The 19,258-nt window shown below is 69.2% G+C and carries 20 protein-coding genes and 1 pseudogene; 13 read left to right on the plus strand and 8 right to left on the minus strand.

Features of this window, described 5'->3' with window-relative positions; genetic code table 11:
- Positions 1–21 precede the first annotated feature (21 nt).
- Entirely contained in the window at positions 22–1,155 is a 1,134-nt protein-coding gene (locus tag SK803_RS07480) for an endonuclease/exonuclease/phosphatase family protein (RefSeq protein WP_319965051.1), read from the minus strand.
- Between the two features lie 199 nt (positions 1,156–1,354).
- Between SK803_RS07480 and SK803_RS07485 the strand changes: the two genes are divergently transcribed.
- Positions 1,355–3,967 carry an AfsR/SARP family transcriptional regulator gene (locus SK803_RS07485; RefSeq protein ID WP_319965052.1) on the plus strand — a complete coding sequence of 871 codons (2,613 nt, stop codon included), beginning with the start codon at positions 1,355–1,357 and terminating at the stop codon, positions 3,965–3,967.
- On the opposite strand, the gene SK803_RS07490 is transcribed toward SK803_RS07485, so the two are convergent.
- A complete protein-coding gene (locus SK803_RS07490) occupies positions 3,964–5,928 on the minus strand; it encodes an MDR family MFS transporter (protein ID WP_319965291.1) in 1,965 nt (654 codons plus the stop codon). The genes SK803_RS07485 and SK803_RS07490 overlap by 4 nt on opposite strands.
- A gap of 109 nt (positions 5,929–6,037) precedes the next feature.
- Between SK803_RS07490 and SK803_RS07495 the strand changes: the two genes are divergently transcribed.
- The 5 genes from SK803_RS07495 to SK803_RS07515 are packed head-to-tail and all read left to right on the plus strand — an operon-like array spanning position 6,038 to position 9,020.
- Positions 6,038–6,370 carry a putative quinol monooxygenase gene (locus SK803_RS07495; protein ID WP_319965053.1) on the plus strand — a complete coding sequence of 111 codons (333 nt, stop codon included), beginning with the start codon at positions 6,038–6,040 and terminating at the stop codon, positions 6,368–6,370.
- Positions 6,371–6,422: 52 nt separating this feature from the next.
- Positions 6,423–6,701 carry a hypothetical protein gene (locus SK803_RS07500; RefSeq protein ID WP_319965054.1) on the plus strand — a complete coding sequence of 93 codons (279 nt, stop codon included), beginning with the start codon at positions 6,423–6,425 and terminating at the stop codon, positions 6,699–6,701.
- Positions 6,698–8,395, plus strand: a complete 1,698-nt coding sequence (locus SK803_RS07505; RefSeq protein WP_319965055.1) for a GMC family oxidoreductase — start codon at positions 6,698–6,700, stop codon at positions 8,393–8,395. Before SK803_RS07500 ends, SK803_RS07505 begins: the two co-directional genes overlap by 4 nt.
- Before the next feature lie 52 nt (positions 8,396–8,447).
- Entirely contained in the window at positions 8,448–8,585 is a 138-nt protein-coding gene (locus SK803_RS07510; RefSeq protein WP_319965056.1) for a hypothetical protein, read from the plus strand.
- 60 nt (positions 8,586–8,645) lie between these two features.
- Positions 8,646–9,020, plus strand: a complete 375-nt coding sequence (locus SK803_RS07515) for a YciI family protein (protein ID WP_319965057.1) — start codon at positions 8,646–8,648, stop codon at positions 9,018–9,020.
- Here SK803_RS07515 and SK803_RS07520 read toward each other — a convergent pair.
- Complete coding sequence (locus tag SK803_RS07520; RefSeq protein ID WP_319965058.1) at positions 9,005–9,553, minus strand: hypothetical protein; 549 nt, start codon at positions 9,551–9,553, stop codon at positions 9,005–9,007. The two genes, SK803_RS07515 and SK803_RS07520, sit on opposite strands and share 16 nt — an antisense overlap.
- A complete protein-coding gene (locus tag SK803_RS07525) occupies positions 9,543–11,081 on the minus strand; it encodes an FAD-dependent monooxygenase (protein WP_319965059.1) in 1,539 nt (512 codons plus the stop codon). Before SK803_RS07525 ends, SK803_RS07520 begins: the two co-directional genes overlap by 11 nt.
- A gap of 55 nt (positions 11,082–11,136) precedes the next feature.
- On the opposite strand from SK803_RS07525, the gene SK803_RS07530 reads away from it, so the two are divergent.
- The 3 genes from SK803_RS07530 to SK803_RS07540 are packed head-to-tail and all read left to right on the plus strand — an operon-like array spanning position 11,137 to position 13,609.
- On the plus strand, positions 11,137–12,132 hold the full coding sequence (locus SK803_RS07530; protein ID WP_319965060.1) for an ABC transporter substrate-binding protein: 996 nt from the start codon (positions 11,137–11,139) through the stop codon (positions 12,130–12,132).
- A complete protein-coding gene (locus tag SK803_RS07535; protein ID WP_319965061.1) occupies positions 12,129–12,863 on the plus strand; it encodes an ABC transporter ATP-binding protein in 735 nt (244 codons plus the stop codon). Before SK803_RS07530 ends, SK803_RS07535 begins: the two co-directional genes overlap by 4 nt.
- The gene (locus SK803_RS07540; RefSeq protein WP_319965062.1) at positions 12,860–13,609 is read left to right on the plus strand and encodes an ABC transporter permease; all 750 of its coding nucleotides are present in this window, start codon (positions 12,860–12,862) and stop codon (positions 13,607–13,609) included. The genes SK803_RS07535 and SK803_RS07540 overlap by 4 nt, the downstream gene beginning before the upstream one ends.
- On the opposite strand, the gene SK803_RS07545 is transcribed toward SK803_RS07540, so the two are convergent.
- Positions 13,606–14,259, minus strand: a complete 654-nt coding sequence (locus tag SK803_RS07545; RefSeq protein ID WP_319965063.1) for a TetR/AcrR family transcriptional regulator — start codon at positions 14,257–14,259, stop codon at positions 13,606–13,608. The two genes, SK803_RS07540 and SK803_RS07545, sit on opposite strands and share 4 nt — an antisense overlap.
- Before the next feature lie 58 nt (positions 14,260–14,317).
- On the opposite strand from SK803_RS07545, the gene SK803_RS07550 reads away from it, so the two are divergent.
- A complete protein-coding gene (locus SK803_RS07550) occupies positions 14,318–15,148 on the plus strand; it encodes an SDR family NAD(P)-dependent oxidoreductase (protein WP_319965064.1) in 831 nt (276 codons plus the stop codon).
- On the opposite strand, the gene SK803_RS07555 is transcribed toward SK803_RS07550, so the two are convergent.
- From SK803_RS07555 to SK803_RS07565, 3 genes are read right to left on the minus strand one after another with little or no spacing between them, the layout of a single operon-like run.
- On the minus strand, positions 15,145–15,831 hold the full coding sequence (locus SK803_RS07555) for a CE1759 family FMN reductase (protein ID WP_319965066.1): 687 nt from the start codon (positions 15,829–15,831) through the stop codon (positions 15,145–15,147). The two genes, SK803_RS07550 and SK803_RS07555, sit on opposite strands and share 4 nt — an antisense overlap.
- A complete protein-coding gene (locus SK803_RS07560; protein WP_319965067.1) occupies positions 15,828–16,253 on the minus strand; it encodes a MarR family winged helix-turn-helix transcriptional regulator in 426 nt (141 codons plus the stop codon). Before SK803_RS07560 ends, SK803_RS07555 begins: the two co-directional genes overlap by 4 nt.
- Complete coding sequence (locus SK803_RS07565) at positions 16,250–17,407, minus strand: LLM class flavin-dependent oxidoreductase (protein ID WP_319965068.1); 1,158 nt, start codon at positions 17,405–17,407, stop codon at positions 16,250–16,252. Before SK803_RS07565 ends, SK803_RS07560 begins: the two co-directional genes overlap by 4 nt.
- A gap of 89 nt (positions 17,408–17,496) precedes the next feature.
- Between SK803_RS07565 and SK803_RS07570 the strand changes: the two genes are divergently transcribed.
- The 3 genes and pseudogenes from SK803_RS07570 to SK803_RS07580 all read left to right on the plus strand — a co-directional run bounded on the left by SK803_RS07570 (position 17,497) and on the right by SK803_RS07580 (position 19,258).
- Positions 17,497–18,108, plus strand: coding sequence for an ABC transporter ATP-binding protein (locus tag SK803_RS07570; RefSeq protein ID WP_319965069.1), 612 nt, complete (start codon positions 17,497–17,499; stop codon positions 18,106–18,108).
- 218 nt (positions 18,109–18,326) lie between these two features.
- Positions 18,327–18,884, plus strand: a pseudogene (locus SK803_RS46485) (DUF6297 family protein); the annotation flags it as partial.
- Positions 18,885–18,904: 20 nt separating this feature from the next.
- On the plus strand, positions 18,905–19,258 hold the full coding sequence (locus SK803_RS07580; RefSeq protein ID WP_319965071.1) for a hypothetical protein: 354 nt from the start codon (positions 18,905–18,907) through the stop codon (positions 19,256–19,258).

Consider the following 19,258-nt stretch of genomic DNA (forward strand, 5'->3'; position numbering starts at 1 on the left):
GGCCTGTGTCGAAGTCCGGCCCTAGAGCGTCCAGTCGATGTCGGCGTAGATGGCGGCGTGGTCGCTGGCCGCGTGCACCTCGTTGGTCATGGTTTCGTAGACGTCCCAACGGTTCTTGGTCCGCGGCCCGCGCCACACGCCCTTGCGGAAGATGCCGCCGCCGATCGCCTTGGCGAACAGCTCCGGGGTGAGCAGGACGTAGTCGATCTTGCCCTTCTCGTTCACGCCGCGGTACGTGCCGAGGCGGTTGTCCCAGTCGAAGTTCGAGTGCTCGCTGATGTCACGCAGGCCGGTGCGCTGGAACAACGGCCGGAGGGCCTCGCTGTCCGCGGTGTCGTTGAGGTCGCCGACGACCGCGATGTGCTCGTGGCCCTCGTCCCGCAGCCGGTTGACGATGCGGGCGATGCGGACCGCCTGGCGGAACCGGCGGCGGGCGCCGATCGGGTCGCCGGGGGAGCCGTAACCCTTGGACTTCAGGTGGTTCACCAGCACGACGACCTCAGGGCCGGAGGGGGTGCGGACGTGGTACTCGGCGCAGTCGCGGGAGAAGATCACGCCCGAGCTGTCCTTGGCGTACACGTGTGTGCGGATGGTGATGACCTCGTGCGAGTCGCGCGTCAGCAGGCCGACGTTGATGCCGCGCTCGTCGTTGCCGTCGATGAGGTGCACTTCTTCGTAAGGGGTCCAGCCGACGTGTTTGAGCATGCTGGCGGAGAACATGTGCAGCAGCTCGCGGGATTCCGCCTCCACGACGCCGAGCACGCTGGCGCCGACGTCGCGCATCACCTGGGCGGTGTGACGCGTGGCGAGTTCGCTGATGGGTTCGGTGGTGAGCTCGACCCAGCCGACCCACGACTCGCGACCGCTTGCCACGACGGTGGTTTCGCCGGTGCGGTGCCGTGCGAGGAACCTGCCGCGGATGCGCCGGAGGATCGCGAACTTGCTCCGGTCACTTCGCAGCAGTTCCAGCGTTGCCAGGTGTTCCTTGAGCTCTTCCTTGACTTCCGGGGTGTAGGTCTCGGCGGCGATCAGTTCGTTGAACCGGGCGTGGGCGGCCAGAATCGGGGCCGCGTGCTTGGTCGCGATGCGGCCCATCACTTTTGGGCGCTCGAACATGTTCTCCACGTTGAACGACCCGATTCGCGTGATGCTCATCAGTTCCAGGGTCGCATGTGGATATACGCGTGCCCTGGTCTGGTCGGGTGATCTTTCGCGGCGGAAGAGTGTGGGGAAGGCCCCTTGGGCTGGGCTGCCGGTGTCAGTGGTGACCGGGGCCTTCCTGCCAGGACGACCTTGCCCGTTTGATCAAGGATGAACCTAGGATGAACCTTGAATCCGCTGCTGAGGGGTGAACGTGGAGTTCGGGCTGCTCGGTGCCGTGGAGGTGCGCGACCGGGGCGCGTTGGTCGAGATCGGGCACGTCCGGCAACGGTCTGTGCTGGTCGCGCTGCTGGTGGAGGAAGGAAGGCCGGTACCGGTCGACCGGCTGCTGGACCGCGTCTGGGGCGAACGGGCGCCGCTGCGGGCCCGCGAGACGCTCTACGGGTACGTGTCAAAGCTTCGTAAGCTGCTCGAACTCGACATCGAGCGCACGCCCGCGGGCTACCGGCTGACCGTCGCACCTGAGCAGGTCGACCTGTTCCGCTTCCGCGCACTCGTGCGGCAGGGCGCGCTCGACGACGCGCTCGGGCTGTGGCGGGGGCAGGCGCTGGAAGGGCTCGAGTCGGAGTGGTTCGACGCGCTGCGGGAGAGCCTGCACGCCGAACGCGTCGCCGCCGAACTGGATCGCAACGACCTGGCGCTCGCGGGCGGCCGGCACGCCGCGCTGCTGCCGGCGCTGCGGCAGTCGGCTGACGACCGGCCACACGACGAACGCCTTGCCGCGCAACTGATGCTGGCGCTGCACCGGTCGGGCAACGACGCGGAGGCGTTGCGGCACTACGACACCATGCGACGGCGCCTGGCCGATGAACTCGGCGCGGACCCGAGCAAGCCGTTGCAGGACGTGCACCAGCGGATCCTGGCCGGCGAACGGCACGGTACGGGTCCACGGCAGTTGCCCGCGCCGCACCCGTGGTTCACCGGTCGCGCGGACGAACTGGCCGCGCTGGACACGTCCGGCACCGTCGTGATCACCGCGATCGGCGGCACGGGCGGCATCGGCAAGACCGCACTGGCGCTGCACTGGGCGCACCAGCACTTCGACGCGTTCCCGGACGGCCAGCTCTACGTGAACCTGCGCGGCTTCGACCCGTCCGCCGAGCCGACACCGCCGGAAACGGTGCTGCGCGAGTTCCTGGAGGCGCTGGGCGAGGACACGATCCCCGCCGGACTGGACGCCCGCGCCGCCCGGTACCGCGGCCTGGTCGCGGGCAGGCGGATGCTCGTGCTGCTCGACAACGCCCGTTCCACCGAGCAGGTCGTGCCGCTGCTGCCGGGTTCGGACGTGACGGTGCTGGTCACGAGCCGCCTCAAGCTCGCGGGACTGGTGGCGGGCCACGGCGCCAGGTCGGTGTCGCTGGACGTGCTGCACCCGGCCGACGCCCACGAGTTCCTCACGGCACGGCTGGGATCGGCGCGGGTCGCCGCCGAACCAGGGGTGGTCGCGGACCTGGTCAGCTGGTGCGGCGGGTTGCCGCTGGCGTTGTCGATCGTCGCCGCGCGGGCCGCAATGGAACCGGACTTCCCGCTCGCGGTGTTCGCGGAGGAACTGCGGGAGCAACCGCTCGACGCGCTGGACGCGGGAGAGATCGGCACGAACCTGCGGGCGGTGTTCTCGTGGTCCGTCGCGGCACTGTCGGACGAGGCGGCGCGCGCGTTCGGGCTGCTGGGGACCGTGGGCACGGCGGACGTGAGCCTCGCCGCGGTGGCGGCACTGCTGGACCTGCCGGTCGCGAAGGCACGCATGGTGGTGCGGGAGCTGGAGAACGCGCATCTGGTGCAGCAACACGTGCCTGGCCGGTATCGGATGCACGACCTGGTCGGGCTGTACGCGGCGGATCTGCCGGTGGACGCCGGCTCGCGGCTGGCCGACTTCTACGCGGCCGCGGTGCGGGCCGCGGCGATGGCGCTGGAGCCGTTCAAGGCGTTGCCCGAGCACGAAAGCAGCCACGTGCTGGCGTTCTCCGGAAGTGCCGCGGCCATGGCCTGGTTCGACGCGGAGCACGCCTGCCTGCTGACCGAGCAACGGCAGGCGTTGGAGCGCGGCGCGTTCGACGTGGCGTGGCTGCTCGGCCGCGCGCTCAACCCCTACCACCTCCGTCGCGGGCGCACCTCCGACGACATCGATGCCTGGCTGATGGCGTTGCGGGCCGCGGAAGCGCTGGGAGACGAGACCAAGCAGGCGACCGCGCACATGTGCCTCGGCGCGGACTACGTCGAGATGGGCGAGTCGGCGTTGGGGCACAGCCACTTCGAACGCAGCCTGGAGCTGTTCGCGCGCACCGACGACCACGCGGCCCACGGCGCCGCACACCGGTCGATGGCGTGGGCGGCCGAGTTCGAGGGCGACCTGGAGAAGGCGCTGGAGCACTCGTTGCGGGGGCTGGAGAAGTTCCGCGCGGCCGGTTCGGAGATCCGCGAAGCCGAGGCGTTGAACGAGGCCGGGTGGCGATACGCGTGCCTGGGTCGCTACACCGAGGCTCGTACGTTCTGTGAAGACGCCTTGCTGCTCAACAACAAACTCGGCCACTCCGAAGGCACAGCGGCCACTTTGGACAGTCTCGCGCACATCGCCCACCACGACGGCCGGCACGCCGACGCCGTCGCGCATTACCGCGAGGCGCTGGCGTTGTACCGGGAGCTGGACAACTCGGCGGAGCAGGCGACCGTGCTGGAGCACCTCGGTGACGTGCACGCGGCCGCGGGGGACGGCGCTGAGGCACGCGAGCAGTGGGAGCGAGCGCTGGAGCTGTACGAGAAGCAGGGCCGCACCACGGAGGCGACGGCCCTGGCCGCTCGTCTCTAGACCTTGCTCATCTGACGTCCGCTCTCGATCAGTTCGTCCGTGAACGAGTCGAGGGCCTGGGCGAAGTCGCGCTGGTCCGGCTCGTGCCAGTCCTCCAGCTGGTCGAGCAGCCACCGCCGCCACGCCTGCACGAGCTGCGCGAACACGTCCGCGCCCTCGTTGGTGAAGCGGTAGCCGTCGTCGTTGAACGTCAGGTGCCCGGACCGCACCAGCTCGCGCGCGGTGGGCTCGAAGATGCCGCCGGGAACCTTGGTCATCTCGGCGATCTCGTCGAGCGTGGCCACGCCGTCGTCCGTCGACGCCCGATACACGCGGCCGAGCAGCCAAGCCTGTTCCAGCGGCAGATCAACGCCCGAACGCCGCAGCACGGCCAAACCGGGGTCGTCCTTGGACTTCGACACCACCGTCGAGACGAGCTTGCGCAGTTCGTCGTAGGAGTTCGAGGGCGGCGCGGCGAAGCTCTCGCCCACACCGCTGTTGCCGGCCGCGGCGGCACGACTCGTGTCCCGCAACTGGACCTGCGGCAGGAAGAACGCGACGAGCAGCGCGACCAGACCGATCGGCGCGGCGATCAGGAACATCATCTGGATGGTCTCGGCGTACCCTGCGACGATCGGCGCCTTGATGGCCTCGGGCAGCGCGTGCACCGCGGCGGGGCTCGCGATCGCGCGCGGGTCGACGCCCTGCGGGATCACCAGGTGCTTGGGCAGCTGGTTGGCGTAGATCGTGCCGAAGATCGCGACGCCGAACGAGCTGCCCATGGTGCGCAGGAAGCTGATGCCCGAGGTGGCGACGCCGAGGTCGGAGTAGTTCGTGGTGCTCTGCACGACGATCACCGGCACCTGCATCACCAGGCCGATGCCCGCGCCGAGCACGACCATGAACGCGCCCATGACCCAGTAGCTGGTGCCCGCGTCCAAATAGGACAGCAGGAAGATGCCGACGGTGAGCCCGGCCGACCCGGCGATCGGGAACGCCCGGTACCTGCCGGTGCGGCTGATCGTGTTGCCGGTGAGCAGCGCCGTGGACATCAGCCCGGCGATCAGCGGCAACATCCACAGCCCGGACGCCGTCGCCGACTCGCCGCGCACGTACTGCAGGTAGATCGGCAGGTAGGTGATGCCGCCGAGCATCGCGAACCCGACGACGAAGCTCAGGATGCCCGAGACCGTGAACACCCGGCTGCGGAACAACCTCATCGGCAACATCGGCTCGGCCGCACGCTGCTCCACCAACACGAACGCCACCAGCAGCACGATCGACCCGGCGGCCATCCACAGGATCGTCGGCGACGTCCACGCGTACTCGGTACCGCCCCAGCTCGTGACCAGCGTCAACCCGGTCGCCGCGAGCGCGATCAGCGCGATGCCCGCGTAGTCGATCCTCGGACGCCCCTCCGCCTTGATCGTGGGCAGCGCCGCGATCGCCACCAGCACCACGGCGATGCCGAGCGGGATGTTCACGTAGAACGCCCACCGCCAGCTCAGGTGGTCCACGAACAGCCCGCCGAGCAACGGCCCGGCCACCGTCGCGATGCCGAACACCGCCCCGGCGAACCCCTGGAACTTGCCGCGTTCCTTCAACGGCACGACGTCCGCGATGATCGCCGTCGAGGTGACCATCAGCCCGCCCGCGCCAAGACCCTGGACCGCGCGGAACGCGATCAGCATGCCCATCGACTCCGACCAGCCCGCGAAGAACGACCCGATCAGGAACAGCGCGACGCTGATCACGAACGTCTTCTTGCGCCCGTACAGGTCACCGAACTTGCCGATGAGCACCGTCATGATGGTCTCGGCGAGCAGGTACGACGTCACCACCCACGACAGGTGCGCGCCGCCACCCAGGTCGGCCACCATCGTGGGCAGCGCGGTGGACACGATGGTCTGGTCGAGTGCGGCCAGCAGCATGGCGAGCAGGACGGCCGCGACGACGAGGTTCCGCCTGCGAGTGTCGATCATCTCGGGCACCGGGCGATGATCGCGCAGGATCGGCGACCTCGCAGAGCGGGAGATGCCAGCACCGGCCGCACGCAATAGGGTTGACGGCGATCACGTGAAGGAGGCCGTCTTGATCTTCATCACCGCCAAGTTCCGCGTCCTGCCCGAGCACGCGGACGCCTGGCCCGAGATCTCCAGGAACTTCACCGAGGCAACGCGCGCCGAGCCCGGCTGCCTGTGGTTCGACTGGTCGCGCAGCCTTGACGACGCCAACGAGTACGTGCTGGTCGAGGCGTTCCGGGACGGGGACGCGGGTGGCGCGCACGTGCGGTCGGAGCACTTCAAGAACGCGCAGAAGGAGTTGCCGCCGTACCTCGCGGAGACGCCGCGCATCGTCAGCCAGGCCGTGGAGCAGGACGACTGGTCGCTGCTGGGCGAGATGGAGGTTGCGCCACGCGGGTGAGCATTGCTCAGATCGTTTGGCGCAAGACCTTTCCTCCGTTGAGGATGTCCCGATGGACGCCTTCGTGGAGTTGTCCGCCGAGCTGACCGGGTTCTCGGTGGAGGAGCTGAGGTCGACCGGACTGGTCGAGCAGTATCGCGCGCTGGCGCGGGACGCGTCGCACGCCGAGATCATCGAGCTCTGGTACACCGGCGTCTGGCGCGGGGTGATTCCCAGCTCCCGCGCCTACGCAGAAGGACTGGCGTGGAAGGCCGTCGGGGTCGCCCCACCGGGTACGAGGGCACCGGGCTTCGGCAGCTGGGAGCACAGACCCAGAAGCAGCGTCCGGTGAGGGCCGTCGTCGTCGGTGCCGGGTTCGCCGGCTCGCTGATCGCGAAGGTGCTGGGGGACAACGGGTTCCAGGTGCTCGTGCTCGAAGCGGGAGCGCAGACCGACCACGACGAGGCGCTCCGGAGGTTCCAGACCGCACTGGTCAAGACACCGCTCGCGCCGTACCGGAGCACCGTCGCCGCGCCGTCGAGCGAGTACGTGATCAACACCGGGCCGTACGCGTACTCGAGCCCGTACCTGCGGATGAACGGCGGCACCGGCACCGCGTGGACCGGGATCACGCCCCGGATGCATCCCGAGGACTTCCACGCCGCCGACCTCGGCCACGGTCGCAACTGGCCCATCTCCTACGACGACCTGGAGCCGTACTACCGCGCCGCTGAGTGGGAGATCGGGATCTCGGCCGACGCCGACGAGCAACGCCAGCACCTCCCCGTCGCGGACGGCTACCGCTATCCCATGCACGCCTTGCCCCGCACGTACCTCGACCACGCGATCGCGTCCGTTGTGGACGGTGCGAGCATCGACGGGCACGAGCTGCTGGTCGTGGGCACACCGCAGGCGCGCAACGGCAAACCGACGGCCGGCTACCGGCCGGACGGCAACCTGTGCGCCGGGTACGCGAGCTGTGTGCCGATCTGCCCGGAGCAAGCCAAGTACACGCCGCACCGCACCCAGAAACGCTGGCCTCCCAACGTCGAACTGCGCACCAGGTGCGTCGTGAACCGGGTCCACGCCGACGAGTTCGGGCGCATCACCAAGGTCAGCTACCAGCGATACGAGGACGACACGACCGGCAGGCACACGCGGCACGAGGAAGAAGCGGACGTGGTCATCCTCGCCGCGCACGCCATCGAGAACGCCAAGCTGCTGCTGATGTCCGGGCTCGCGAACAGCAGCGACCAGGTCGGCCGCAACCTGATGGACCACCCCGCGCTGCTCACGTGGGCACTCATGCCACACCAGATCGGCCCGTTCCGCGGACCCGGCTCGACCACGGGCATCGAGGCCTTCCGAACCGGTCCGCAACGCTGCACGCGGGCGCCGTTCCGCGTCGAGATCGGCAACTGGGGCTGGGGCTGGTCGGCCGGCAGCCCCGACTCCGACACGGCCGAGTTCGTCGCGGCGGGCCTGCGCGGCAAGGCACTCCGGCAGGCCGTGGCAGACCGGGTCGGCCGCCAGTTCGCGCTCCAGTTCGAGATCGAGCAGGAAGCCGACCCCGCGAACCGCGTCACGCTCGCAGCGGACCGCGACGCACTGGGCAACCCGCGGCCGAGCATCCACTACGGACTGTCGGACTACGTGAAGGACGGCCTGCTGGCCGCGAAGCGGGCCTCGGACCAGATCTTCGAACTGCTCGGGGCCGACGACCACACGTCGTACAAACCGGACGACGACCAGTACTTCGAGCACAACGGCGAACCGCTGCGCTACTGGGGCGCCGGGCACGGCGGCGGCACGCACGTGATGGGTGCTTCGAGGCGGGACTCGGTGGTGGACCAGTGGCAACGGTGCTGGGACCACCCGAACCTGTACGCGGTGGGCTGCGGCAGCATGCCGTCGCTCGGCACGTCCAACCCGTCGATCACGATGGCCGCGCTGGTGTTGCGAACGGCCGACCACCTCGTGTCACGCCGCGTTCAGCTGAGCCAGGCGGCGCACCTCGCGCACCACAGGGGAGCGGGTGAAGGCTGACGACACGTCATCGCTGCAAGACCGATGTCGCGGGAGATCGGCAGGAGAACCCGTGGACGTGGTCCCTGGAGCCGGGCTTGCCGCAGGTGTGCTGACCGTGGCGGCGAGCGCCGGTATCAGCCAGCACGAACGCGACCAGCCTGGAAAAGTTCACCTGGCCATGATGGCGGAAATGTCGAAAGCTCCGTGACGCCGATCGACGCAGGGGTGGCAGTGGTCGAACGCTGCCAGTCGACACCGAGGAGAGAACATGCGGTTCATGCTCATGCACCGGGTCCAGGAAGACGATCCGGCTTCGTGGGAGCCGAACGCCGAGCTGATCGAGCGGATGAACGGGTTCATCGACAAGCTGACCGCGAACGGCGTCCTGCTCGGCGCTGAAGGCGTGCAGAAGGTCGGCTCGGTCGTGCGCAGGCGCGGCACCGCGGTCAAGTCCATCGACGGGCCGTTCGCCGAGGCCAAGGAGGTCGTCGGCGGGTTCGTGCTGATCAACGCGAAGGACCTCGCCGAGGCCACGGCCGTGGCGGAGGAGTACATCACCTGCTTCGCCGGCGTCGAGGAGATGTCGGTCGAGGTGCGTCAGGTCGCCGAGATGGAAGACATCGAGCCCTACCTGAACAAGTAGCGCAGTTCGACGACGAACCACTCGCCGTCGAGCGAGCACGGTCCGCCGGGGTGGAGCCGCACGTCCTCGGTGTCGAGGGCGGCGAGGACGTGCGGCCCCTCCAGGTCGAGCGAGGAGTCCGCGACGGTCCACACGGTGACGTCGTCAGCCAAGATGTCCAGCGGCGCCGAGACGTCGAGCGGCTCCGGCAGGTTCTCGCCCAGGTCCTTCAGTTCGACGAGCCGGTTGCGGTAGAAGGACGTGCCGATGTTGGTCAGCCGGTGGACGGGCGACACGGGCCGGTAGACCGAGCCGCCGCGGTGCTCCGAGATGAACCTGGGCTCGCTGCCGTCGAGCCAGTCCATGCGGCCTTCCGAGCCGCCGATGCTCAGCACGACGTACGGGTTGTGGTGCAGGTGCCACGGGTGGGTCTCGCCCGGTTCGAGCTGGACCTCCCACACCCTGACCACCGGGTCGTCGTACAGCACGCGCTGGCCGACGTCGACGAGCACGATCTCCTCACCCGACGGCGACACCACCACGTCACCCCTCAAGGCCCACCTCCCGCAGGTACCGGTCCTGGACGTGCCGCCACGAGTCGGCGGTCCAGGGTTCGACGAATGCCACGTGCCCGTCGGGCCTCACCAGCACCACCGCGTCGCCGAGGCCGAAGCGATCACGGACGACCGAACCGGGATCGAAGTAGGCGCGATCTCGCAGGCCCGAGTCGTGCGGCGCGTCCCACCGGCTCACCAAGACCTGACGCAGACCGGGCAGATCGCCGGCCACCGGCGGTCGGCGGCGCGCGTCGGTGAGATGCAGGGCCACGAACGAGTCGCGGCACAGCTCGTGCAGGTGAACGGGGCCGCGCAGGGCGAAAACCCGCAGGTCCGGGACGCGATCTCCGACCCGCAACGGGCCTGCTGAGCGGACCAGCGACCAGTCCTCGCCCAGCCGCACGCCGAGCAACGTGCGGGTCATCGCGTCGCTCCAGCCCGCCACCGAGTCCAGCCGCCGGTCCATCACCGCCCGCGCCGCCTCGGCCATCGCCCCGGAACCGTTGATCGCCACGGGTGCCTGTTCGCGTTCATAGCCACCGAGCAGGTCCGGTGAGGCCCACCCGCGACACACCCACGCGATCCGCCACGGCAGGTTGGACGCGTCGAGCACGCCGGTGTTCAGGCCCAACGCCCACATCGGAGTGATCAGGTGCGCGGCGTCGCCCATCAGGAACGCCCGGCCGCGCTGCCACGACGACGCCACGCGGTGGTGCACCGTGTAGACGTTGCTGCCGAGCACTTTCAGCTCGTCGACCTCGCCGATGAAGTGAAGTGCCTTGTCGCGCAGCTCGTCGGACGTCGGCTCCGGGCGTCCGGGCGCCAGTGGGAACACGAACCGCCAGCAGTGCGGCTGTCGCACGAGGACCATCCACTCCTCGCGGTCGCCGAAGTAGGCCAGGTACGGGTAGTCGCGCGGATTGCCGATGTCCAGATCGCACACCAGGTCGACCAGCATGTACCGCTGCTCCAGCGTGTGCCCGTCGACGTCCACCCCGAGCCGTTCGCGCACGGTCGAGCGCCCGCCGTCGCAGCCCAGCACGTACGCCGCCGCGAACTCCACCAGGCCGTCCGGCGTCTCCAGATGCAGCGTCACGCCACCGTCGTGTTGAGAGAAGTCCACCAACCGGTGCCGCAGTCGCAACGCTCCGGGAGCGCGCTCTTCCAGCACCTCCGCGAGCACTGGCTCCAGCTCGTGCTGCGGAATGTTGATGACGAACGGAAACCGCGTCTCGTCCGCCAGAGCAGCGGTGAACACGCTTCCGGTCGAAATCCCGGTCGCCCGGTCCAGCTCGCCGATCTCGTCGATCCGCAGCGACGCCTCCAGCACCGGCCCTAGCGCGTCGTAGCGGTCGAGAACTTCCAGCGTGCGCGTCAGAATCGTGCCCGCTTTGGTCTCGCCGGACAGGTCGTTCCCCGCCTCGAAAACCATCACCGGCACCCCGTGCGAGACCAGCCCCAGCGCGGTGATCAAACCGATCGGGCCCGCGCCGATCACGGCCACGGGCAGATTGGTCGTGTTCATCCGTCCTCCCCGACCTCTATGTTCGACCGTGAGGGCGCCTTCGGGGGAGGGGATCATGAGGAAAGCGGTTTCAGCTGTCCTGCTCGCGATCACACTGGCCGTCGCGGCCTGCGGTGGATCGCCGGAGCCGGCGGCGGCGAAGACCAAGGTCAGCTATCTGACGTCGTTCAGCACGTTCGGCCGGGACGCGTACGCGTACGTCGCGCAGGAGAAGGGTTTCTTCGAGCAGGCCGGTCTCGACGTCACGATCACGCCGGGCACCGGCAGCGTCGACGTGCTCAAACTCGTCGCGGGCGGACGCGCGGACTTCGGCATCGCGGACTTCACCGCCACCGCGATCACCATCGCGAAGGAGAAGCTGCCGGTCACCACGGTCGCGGCCATCCACCAGCGCTCGCTCGCCGCGATCGTCGCGCTGGAGGGCAGCGGGATCTCCAAGCCCGCCGACCTGGTGGGCAAGAAGATCGGCGACCAGCCCGGCTCCACGAACCAGGTGATGTTCCCGGTCTACGCCAAGGCGGCGGGCATCGATCCGGCGAAGGTCCAGTTCGTGCCGTCCGCACCGCCCGCGCTTCCGCAGCTGCTGGCGGCCGGGCAGGTCGACGGGATCGGGCAGTTCGTCGTCGGCAAACCACTGATCGAGGCCGCGGCGAAGGGCAGGAAGGCGGTCGTGCTGCCGTACGGCGACCTGGTTCCGGACCTCTACGGCAACGCGCTGGTGACGTCGAAGGAGATCGCGGCGAACAAGGCCGACCTGGTGCCCAAGTTCAGGGACGCACTGCTCAAGGGCCTGGAGTACGCGATCGAACACCCGGACGAGCTCGGCCGGATCCTCAAGAAGCACCAACCGGCCCAGGACGCGGGCGTGGCCAGCGCCGAGGCCGGGCTGATGGCGTCCTACGTGAAGCCGTCCGGGTTCAGCGGACCCACCGGCGAACTGACCCAGCCGCGGGTGGAGAAGATCATCAGCACGCTCGTGGACGCGGGCGCGATCCCCGCGGGTTCGGTGCGTCCCGACGACCTGGCGTCGTTCGGACTGGCACCGAAGTGATCGGTCTGCACGGCGTCTCGCACACCTTCGGCAGCGTCGCCGCGTTGGCAGGGATCGGCCTGGAGGTGGGCGAGCACGAGTTCGTCGCGGTGATCGGGCGTTCCGGCTGCGGCAAGTCGACCTTGCTGCGCCTGATCGCCGGTCTGCTCAAGCCTTCGGAGGGCCACGTCCTCGTGGCCGGGGAGCGGGTGGAGAAGCCTCGGCGTGACGTCTCGTTCATGTTCCAGCGCCCGGCGTTGCTGCCGTGGCGGTCGGTGCTGTCGAACGTGCTGCTGCCGATCGAGATCTTCGGCCTGGCGCAACGGAAGTACCGGGACCGGGCGCACGAGCTGCTGGACCTCACCGGGCTCGGCGGGTTCGAGGAACGGCTGCCGCACGAGCTGTCCGGCGGTATGCGGCAACGGGTGTCGCTGTGCCGGTCGCTGATCCAGAGCCCGCGGGTGATGCTGATGGACGAACCGTTCTCGGCGCTGGACGCGATCACCCGGACCGAGCTTTCCGAGGAGCTGCAACGGGTTCAGCTGGAACTGCCGCGCACGGTCGTGTTCGTGACGCACTCGATCGACGAGGCCGTGCTGCTCGCCGACCGGATCGTGGTCCTCAGCCCGCGTCCCGGCCGAATCCACCGGATCGTCGACGTCGACCTGCCCCGGCCACGCGCGCTGGGGCAGGTCGAACTGGACGAGGTGAGCCGGGAGTTGCGCGAGCTGCTGGCGGAGGTGACGGCGTGAAGGTCGTGCTGCCGGTGCTGGGCCTGCTGGCGATCATCGGCGCCTGGTGGCTCGCGACGATCGTGTTCGGGATCGAGCCGTTCCTGGTGCCGTCGCCGGCGGACGTCGTCGCCGAGTTCCTGGAGGTGCCCGGCTACCTGCTGGAACAGTCGCTGATCACGTTGTGGGAGGCCGTGTCCGGCTTCGGGCTGTCCATCGTGATCGGTGTGCCGCTGGCGTTGCTGATCGTCGGCTCGACGGTCCTGGAGCGGATGTTCTACCCGCTGCTGGTCGCGCTCAACGCCGTGCCGAAGGTCGCCATCGCGCCGATCGTGGTGGTGTGGTTCGGGTTCGGCATCTCCTCGAAGGTGCTCATGGTGGTGCTGGTGTGCATCTTCCCGATCGTCATTTCGACCGCGTCCGGCATGAAGTCCACGCCGGGCGAGCTGGTCGAGCTGTTCCGGTCGCTGGACGCCTCTCGCCACCACGAGTTCTTCAAGCTGCGGCTGCGGCACGCGGTGCCGCAGATCTTCGTCGGGCTGAAGGTGTCGATCACGCTGGCCGTCATCGGGGCGGTGATCGGCGAGTTCGTCGGCTCCAGCGCCGGACTGGGGTACGTGATCAGCCTGTCCGGCGGCAGCGCCAACACCTCGCTGGCCTTCGCGGCGATGGCGCTGCTCGCGATCATGAGCGTCGCGCTGTTCTACGGCCTGAGCTACGCCGAACGAAAGCTGGTGCCCTGGTCGGAGGAGCACCGCGTGGTCTAGCGGGCCAGCCGGTCCAGCAGTTCGCCGAGCAACGCGCGCTCGCCCGGCGTGAGGTCGCCGGGGTCGACGTCGACCAGTGCGCGCAGGGTGAGCGCGGTGCTCGCCCGGTCATGAGTCTCCGCCCCGGTCGCGTGCAGCACGCCGGCGAGTGCCGCCTCGCGGACGCCCGCGGACAGCTCTGAGTCCGGTTCGGCCTGCGTGATCAGGGTCAGCGTCACGCCGACGTTGGCGGCGAGCACCTGTTCCGCGGCGGTGTCCGCGGGCACCTTCAGCAGGCCCTGGGCGGCGGCTTCGGTGAACCTGTCTCGAAGGGCGGCGTGCGCGGGAGCGGTGACGGCACAGGGCTTTCCCGGCTCGGCCCGGCCGTAGAGCAGTCCGTAGAACGACGGGTGCTCCAGCCCGAACCGCACGTGCCGGTCCCAGCCCTCGCGCAGGTCACCGAGCGGGTCGCCGGAGCTCTCCACCGCGACGTACTGGGTGAAACCATGGTTGAGCACGGCGTCGATCAGGCCCTGTTTGCTGCCGAAGTGGTGGTACAGCGTCGGTGCCTGCACCCCGGCGCGTTCGCACACGGCCCTCGTGGACACCTTGCCGCCGCTCTCCAGCATCTCCGCCGCGGCGAGCAGGAGCCGATCCCGTGCGTTCTGCATGTCGCTATAGTAGCTTATGTAGCGCTACATGAATCGCTATAGCGGAAGGTGAAGTCTGATGAAGACCTGGTTCATCACGGGAGGGACGCCCGGCGGGTTCGGGATGGCCTACGCCGAGGCCGCCCTGGAGCGGGGAGATCGGGTGGTGCTGACCGTTCGTCGCCCCGATGAGCTGCGCGAATGGGCTTCGCGGTACGGCGACCGGGTGCTCGTCCTGAGCCTCGACGTCACCGACGCCGACCAGGTTCGCGCGGCGGTCGCGGTGGCGGAGGAGCGGTTCGGCGGGATCGACGTGCTGGTCAACAACGCGGGCCGCGGCTGGTACGGCTCGGTCGAGGGCACCCAGGACGACACGGTTCGGCTCAGCTTCGACCTGAACCTGTTCGCCGTGGTCACGCTGGTGCGGGCGGTGTTGCCGGGCATGCGGGCGCGGGGCGGCGGCTGGATCGTGAACATGTCGTCGCTGGCCGGTCTCGTCGGTGTGCAGGGGTTCGGCTACTACTCGGCGGCGAAGTTCGCGCTCGAAGGCCTGTCGGAGACGTTGCGCCAGGAGGTCGAGCCGTTCGGCGTGCGGGTGCTGGTCGTCGAGCCGGGATCGTTTCGCACCAAGGCGTATGCAGGCTTCCAGAACGCGCCCGTGCACGAGACCGTCGACGCCTATCTGGGGTTGGTGGACGGCATCCGTGCGGCGTTCGTGGACCAGGACGGCAAACAGCCGGGCGATCCCGAACGCGGAGTGCGCGCCGTGCTCAGTGCGATGGACGCACCCCAACCGCCGCAACGGCTGGTGCTCGGCGGCGCCGCGTACGACGCCGCCGTTGCCATGCACGAAAATGCACTCGTTGAGCTCCGCGCGCACGAAAAGCTCTCGCGCGGCGCCGACTTCTAGTTGGCTGCGCCACCCGCGGCGAGCCGCATCAGGTCCGAGTCGAAGTCGATCGACAGCTCGGTGCCGCCCGCGCTGCCGAACTCGTGCTGGTAGCTGCCCCACGACTCGTCGCGCACCTGCTTCTCGAACCCGGAGGCCATGAGCACCACCAGTTCGAGGGCCGCGCGGTCGATGCGCTTGTTCAGCCCGGGGTCCGTCCAGTCCTCGGTCGCGGCGAACAGCGACGTCGGCACCACGACGGTCCGCAGGTAGGCGAACAGGCCGCGCATCTGGTCGTCGACCACGAGCGCGTGCCGGGCCGTGCCGGCGGTCGCGGCGAGCACGACGGGCTTGGCGATCAGCAGGTCGTTGTCCAGGATCTGGAAGAACGACGTGAACAGCCCGCTCGCGCCCGCCTTGTAGACCGGGGTGCTGGCGACGATGCCGTCCGCGTGCTGCAGGGCCGTGATCGCCTTCTGCAGCTTCGCGCCGATGTGGTTGGACACCAGGGCGTTCGCGATCTCGCTCGCCAGCTCGCGCAGTTCGACGGTCTGGATCTCGACGGTGAGCTGCTTCTGCTGCCCGAGCGTGGCCACGCGCTGGGCGACGCGGTCGGCGAGCAGGCGCGTGGACGACGGGTCGCTCGTGCCGGCCGACACCATGACGAGCTGCAACTGTGTCGAAGACTGCGGCTGTGCTGTCATCTCTCCTCGTTCTCCGCCAGCTTGCGAGTGATCGCGGCGAGCTGGTCGAGTTCTTCCGGCGTGAGCACGCTCAGGGCGCGCGTGACGCTGCGGGCGTGCGGGCGGCCGATCTCCTGCTGGGTCTTCCGGCCGGCCGGGGTGAGCGACAGGCGCACACCCCGGCGGTCACCGGGATCTGGGCAGCGGTCCACCAGCCCGCGGTCGACCAGGCGGTCGACCATGCGGGACAGGGCGGGCTGACTCAGCAGCACGTGGCGGTTCAGCTCACTCATCCTGAGTGGACTGCCGCACTTGGACAACGTGTAGAGGACGTCGTACTCGCGCATCGTCAGGTCGCCCCAGACGTCCTCCGCGTTGAACTGCTTCATCAGCACGGCGTAGGCCCTCATCAGGGACTCCCACGCCTCGTTCGCCCGGGTCATTCGGTGTCCTGGTAGGGCGAGCCACCCGTGACGTTGTCACCCCGGTTGGCGTTCGGCTTGGGCTGACGGGCCGGCTGGTCGCCGTACTTCTCCTTGAGGCGCACCGCGTGCGTCGGCGGCTTGGCGGTCTCCGGGTCCTGCCGCGCCTCGATCTCCTTGCGCAGCACCGGAACCACTTCCTCGCCCAGCAGGTCGAGCTGGTTGAGCACCATCTTCAACGGCAGACCGGCGTGGTCCATCAGGAACATTTGGCGCTGGTAGTCGCCGAAGTGCTCGCGGAAGGTCAGCGTCTTGTCGATGACCTGCTGCGGGCTGCCGACCGACAGAGGCGTCATCTCCATGAAGTCCTCCATCTTCGGCCCGTGCCCGTAGACCGGCGCCTCGTTGAAGTACGGCCGGAACTCCTTCAGCGCGTCCTGCGACCGCTTCGCGATGTACGCCTGACCGCCGAGACCGACGATGGCCTGCTTCTCCGTGCCGTGGCCGTAGTGCGCGTACCGCTGCCGGTAGAACTTGATCAGCCGCATGTAGTGCTCTTTCGGCCAGAAGATGTTGTTCGCGAAGAAGCCGTCACCGTAGAAGGCGGCCTGCTCGGCGATCTCCGGCGTGCGGATCGAGCCGTGCCACACGAACGGCGGCAGGTCGTCCAGCGGCCGCGGCGTGGAGGTGAAGCCCTGCAACGGGGTGCGGAACTTCCCTTCCCAGTCCACGACGTCCTCGCGCCACAACCGGTGCAGGAGGTTGTAGTTCTCCAGCGCCAGCGGCAGGCTCTGCCGGATGTCCGCGCCGAACCACGGGTAGACCGGTGCGGTGTTGCCACGGCCCAGCATCAGGTCCATGCGGCCCTTCGACAGGTGCTGCAACATCGCGTACTCCTCCGCGATGCGCACCGGGTCGTTGGTGGTGATCAGCGTCGTCGCGGTGCTGACGATCAGCCTCTCGGTCCTCGCCGCGATGTGGGCGAGCAGCGTGCTGGGCGCGGACGAGAAGAACGGCGGGTTGTGGTGCTCGCCGATCGCGAACACGTCCAATCCAACTTCCTCGGCCTTCTCGGCGATCTGCACGATCGCGTCGATCCGCTCGGCCTCGCTGGGGGTCTCGCCGCTCACCGGGTCCCTGGTGATGTCGCTCACCGAGAAGATTCCGAACTGCACGGCACCCGCCTCCTTCTGTCCTCAAGTTCCATGCGTTTGCATCTACCTTAACGCACGGGTGCCCGAGCTATTCCCATTACCCTGATCACATGCTTGAGGTGCGGGACGTCCGCAAGAGCTACGGCGACGACCCCGTGTTCACCGGCCTCCGCTTCACCGTCGCGGCGGGAGAGGCCGTGGCGATCGAGGGCCGCAACGGTTCCGGCAAGTCCACGCTGCTCAAGTGCCTGGTCGGCGCCGAGACCCACGACGCGGGCGAGGTGCTGGTCGGCGGAGCGGTGCGCGACGAGGCCTCCGCGTCGTTCCGCGCGCTGACCGCCGCCCTGCTGGACGACGCCGACTACTTCCCGGACGTGTCCGTCGTGGAGCACCTGCGGCTGGTCGCCTGGCTGCACGGCACGCCGGAACCCGAACGCGAAGTGCTCGACGTGCTGGGTGAGCTGGGCCTGTCCGAGGTGCGTGACCAGTTGCCGCCCACGTTGTCGAGCGGGCAGCGGCACCGGCTGGGCCTCGCCTCGTGCTTCGTGCGGCCACGCGGCCTGCTGATCCTGGACGAGCCGGAGCAGCGGCTCGACGTGCAGGGACGCACGTGGCTGCGCGAGCGGCTGAAGGCGGAGAAGGCGGCCGGGGTCGCCGTCGTGTTCGCCTCGCACGACCGGGATCTCGTCGACGCGGTCGCCGACAGCTCCGTGCTCCTGTGATCCCGTCGGCGGGCGAGGTCCGGCACCGGCTGAGGCGTCCGCCGCCACCGTGGCGGTTCCGGCTCGCCCGCCTCTACGAACGGCTCGTCACCACGGCGATCTTCGGCGCGATCGCCTGGGGTGTCGCGTTCAAAGGGCTGGAGAAGACCGGGCAGCAGGGCGCGAGCGAGTGGACCGCGCTGTGGTTGTCCGTGCTGGCGGCGGTGGTGCTGCTCAAGGTGCTGCTGGCGTTCGGGCCGGTGTTCGCGGGCCGTGACCGGATGTTCTGGGTGCTGGCCTCGCCGGTGGACCGGGCCGCGCTGCTGATGCCCCGTTTCCTCGGCCTGCTCGGGCTCGGCGCGGCGGGTGGCGCGGTGTGGCCCGCCGCTGTCTTCGGTGTGGTGGGGGCGACCGCGCCGCCAGGGCCGTTGCTGTTCACCGGTGCCGCCGCGGTCGGGATCGCGGTGGTGGCGAGTGCCGTTGTCCTGCAACGGTTCCGGGTGCGCCCGCAGACCTGGCTGAGCGTGCTGGCCGGGGTGGCCGTGCTCGCGTTGTTCCTGCGGCCGGACTTCGCTGCCGTCGAGGCGGTCTGGCTGACTCCGGTCGCGCTGGCACTGGTGGTGGTCGCGGGTTTGTCGTTGCGGCGGCTGAACCGCGCGGACCTGGCCGCCGGAGCGTCGCTCGCCGCCGCGGTGCGGGTGTCGGTGGCGTGGCTCGACCTGGCGTTGCTGGGCGGGATCCTCGCCGAACGCCGGGCGCGCGCACTCGGCCGGGTCCGTTCGTCCCGGCTAAGGGGATCCCGGCTGACCGTGCTCGTGTGGACAGACGTGCTGCGTGCCCGCAGAGCACCGTCGAGGTCACCGGCACGATCCTGCTGGCCGCGAACCAGGAGCTGTCACTGGCCTGGAAGCTCCAGTGGCTCGCGACCGACATGTACCCGCAGGCCAAGGACCTCTACGACGCCGCCCTGCTCGCCGGGCACACCACCGTGGACACAGGGCTCGTCATCGACCTGCTGCGGCCGGAGATGGCGGACGAGGCTCTCGACTTCGACCGGAAGTCCGTGCTGGGGCTGGACGGCGTCGACTGGGACAACGCGCCGAACGAGCTGCCGGTCACCAAGGCCGACGAACAGGCCCTGCTGCAACGGATCGCGGCAGCGCTGCGCTAG

Origin of the sequence: Lentzea miocenica (genome assembly GCF_033949945.1) — a bacterium.
Taxonomy (GTDB): domain Bacteria; phylum Actinomycetota; class Actinomycetes; order Mycobacteriales; family Pseudonocardiaceae; genus Lentzea; species Lentzea miocenica.

What these genes read in the sequence shown, in the direction of transcription:
- SK803_RS07480 (WP_319965051.1), bottom strand. Translation starts at nt 1,155, where the DNA reads ATGAGCATCACGCGAATCGGGTCGTTCAACGTGGAGAACATGTTCGAG.
- SK803_RS07490 (WP_319965291.1), bottom strand. Translation starts at nt 5,928, where the DNA reads ATGATCGACACTCGCAGGCGGAACCTCGTCGTCGCGGCCGTCCTGCTC.
- SK803_RS07500 (WP_319965054.1), top strand. Translation starts at nt 6,423, where the DNA reads ATGGACGCCTTCGTGGAGTTGTCCGCCGAGCTGACCGGGTTCTCGGTG.
- SK803_RS07515 (WP_319965057.1), top strand. Translation starts at nt 8,646, where the DNA reads ATGCGGTTCATGCTCATGCACCGGGTCCAGGAAGACGATCCGGCTTCG.
- SK803_RS07525 (WP_319965059.1), bottom strand. Translation starts at nt 11,081, where the DNA reads ATGAACACGACCAATCTGCCCGTGGCCGTGATCGGCGCGGGCCCGATC.
- SK803_RS07530 (WP_319965060.1), top strand. Translation starts at nt 11,137, where the DNA reads ATGAGGAAAGCGGTTTCAGCTGTCCTGCTCGCGATCACACTGGCCGTC.
- SK803_RS07545 (WP_319965063.1), bottom strand. Translation starts at nt 14,259, where the DNA reads ATGCAGAACGCACGGGATCGGCTCCTGCTCGCCGCGGCGGAGATGCTG.
- SK803_RS07550 (WP_319965064.1), top strand. Translation starts at nt 14,318, where the DNA reads ATGAAGACCTGGTTCATCACGGGAGGGACGCCCGGCGGGTTCGGGATG.
- SK803_RS07555 (WP_319965066.1), bottom strand. Translation starts at nt 15,831, where the DNA reads ATGACAGCACAGCCGCAGTCTTCGACACAGTTGCAGCTCGTCATGGTG.
- SK803_RS07560 (WP_319965067.1), bottom strand. Translation starts at nt 16,253, where the DNA reads ATGACCCGGGCGAACGAGGCGTGGGAGTCCCTGATGAGGGCCTACGCC.
- SK803_RS07570 (WP_319965069.1), top strand. Translation starts at nt 17,497, where the DNA reads ATGCTTGAGGTGCGGGACGTCCGCAAGAGCTACGGCGACGACCCCGTG.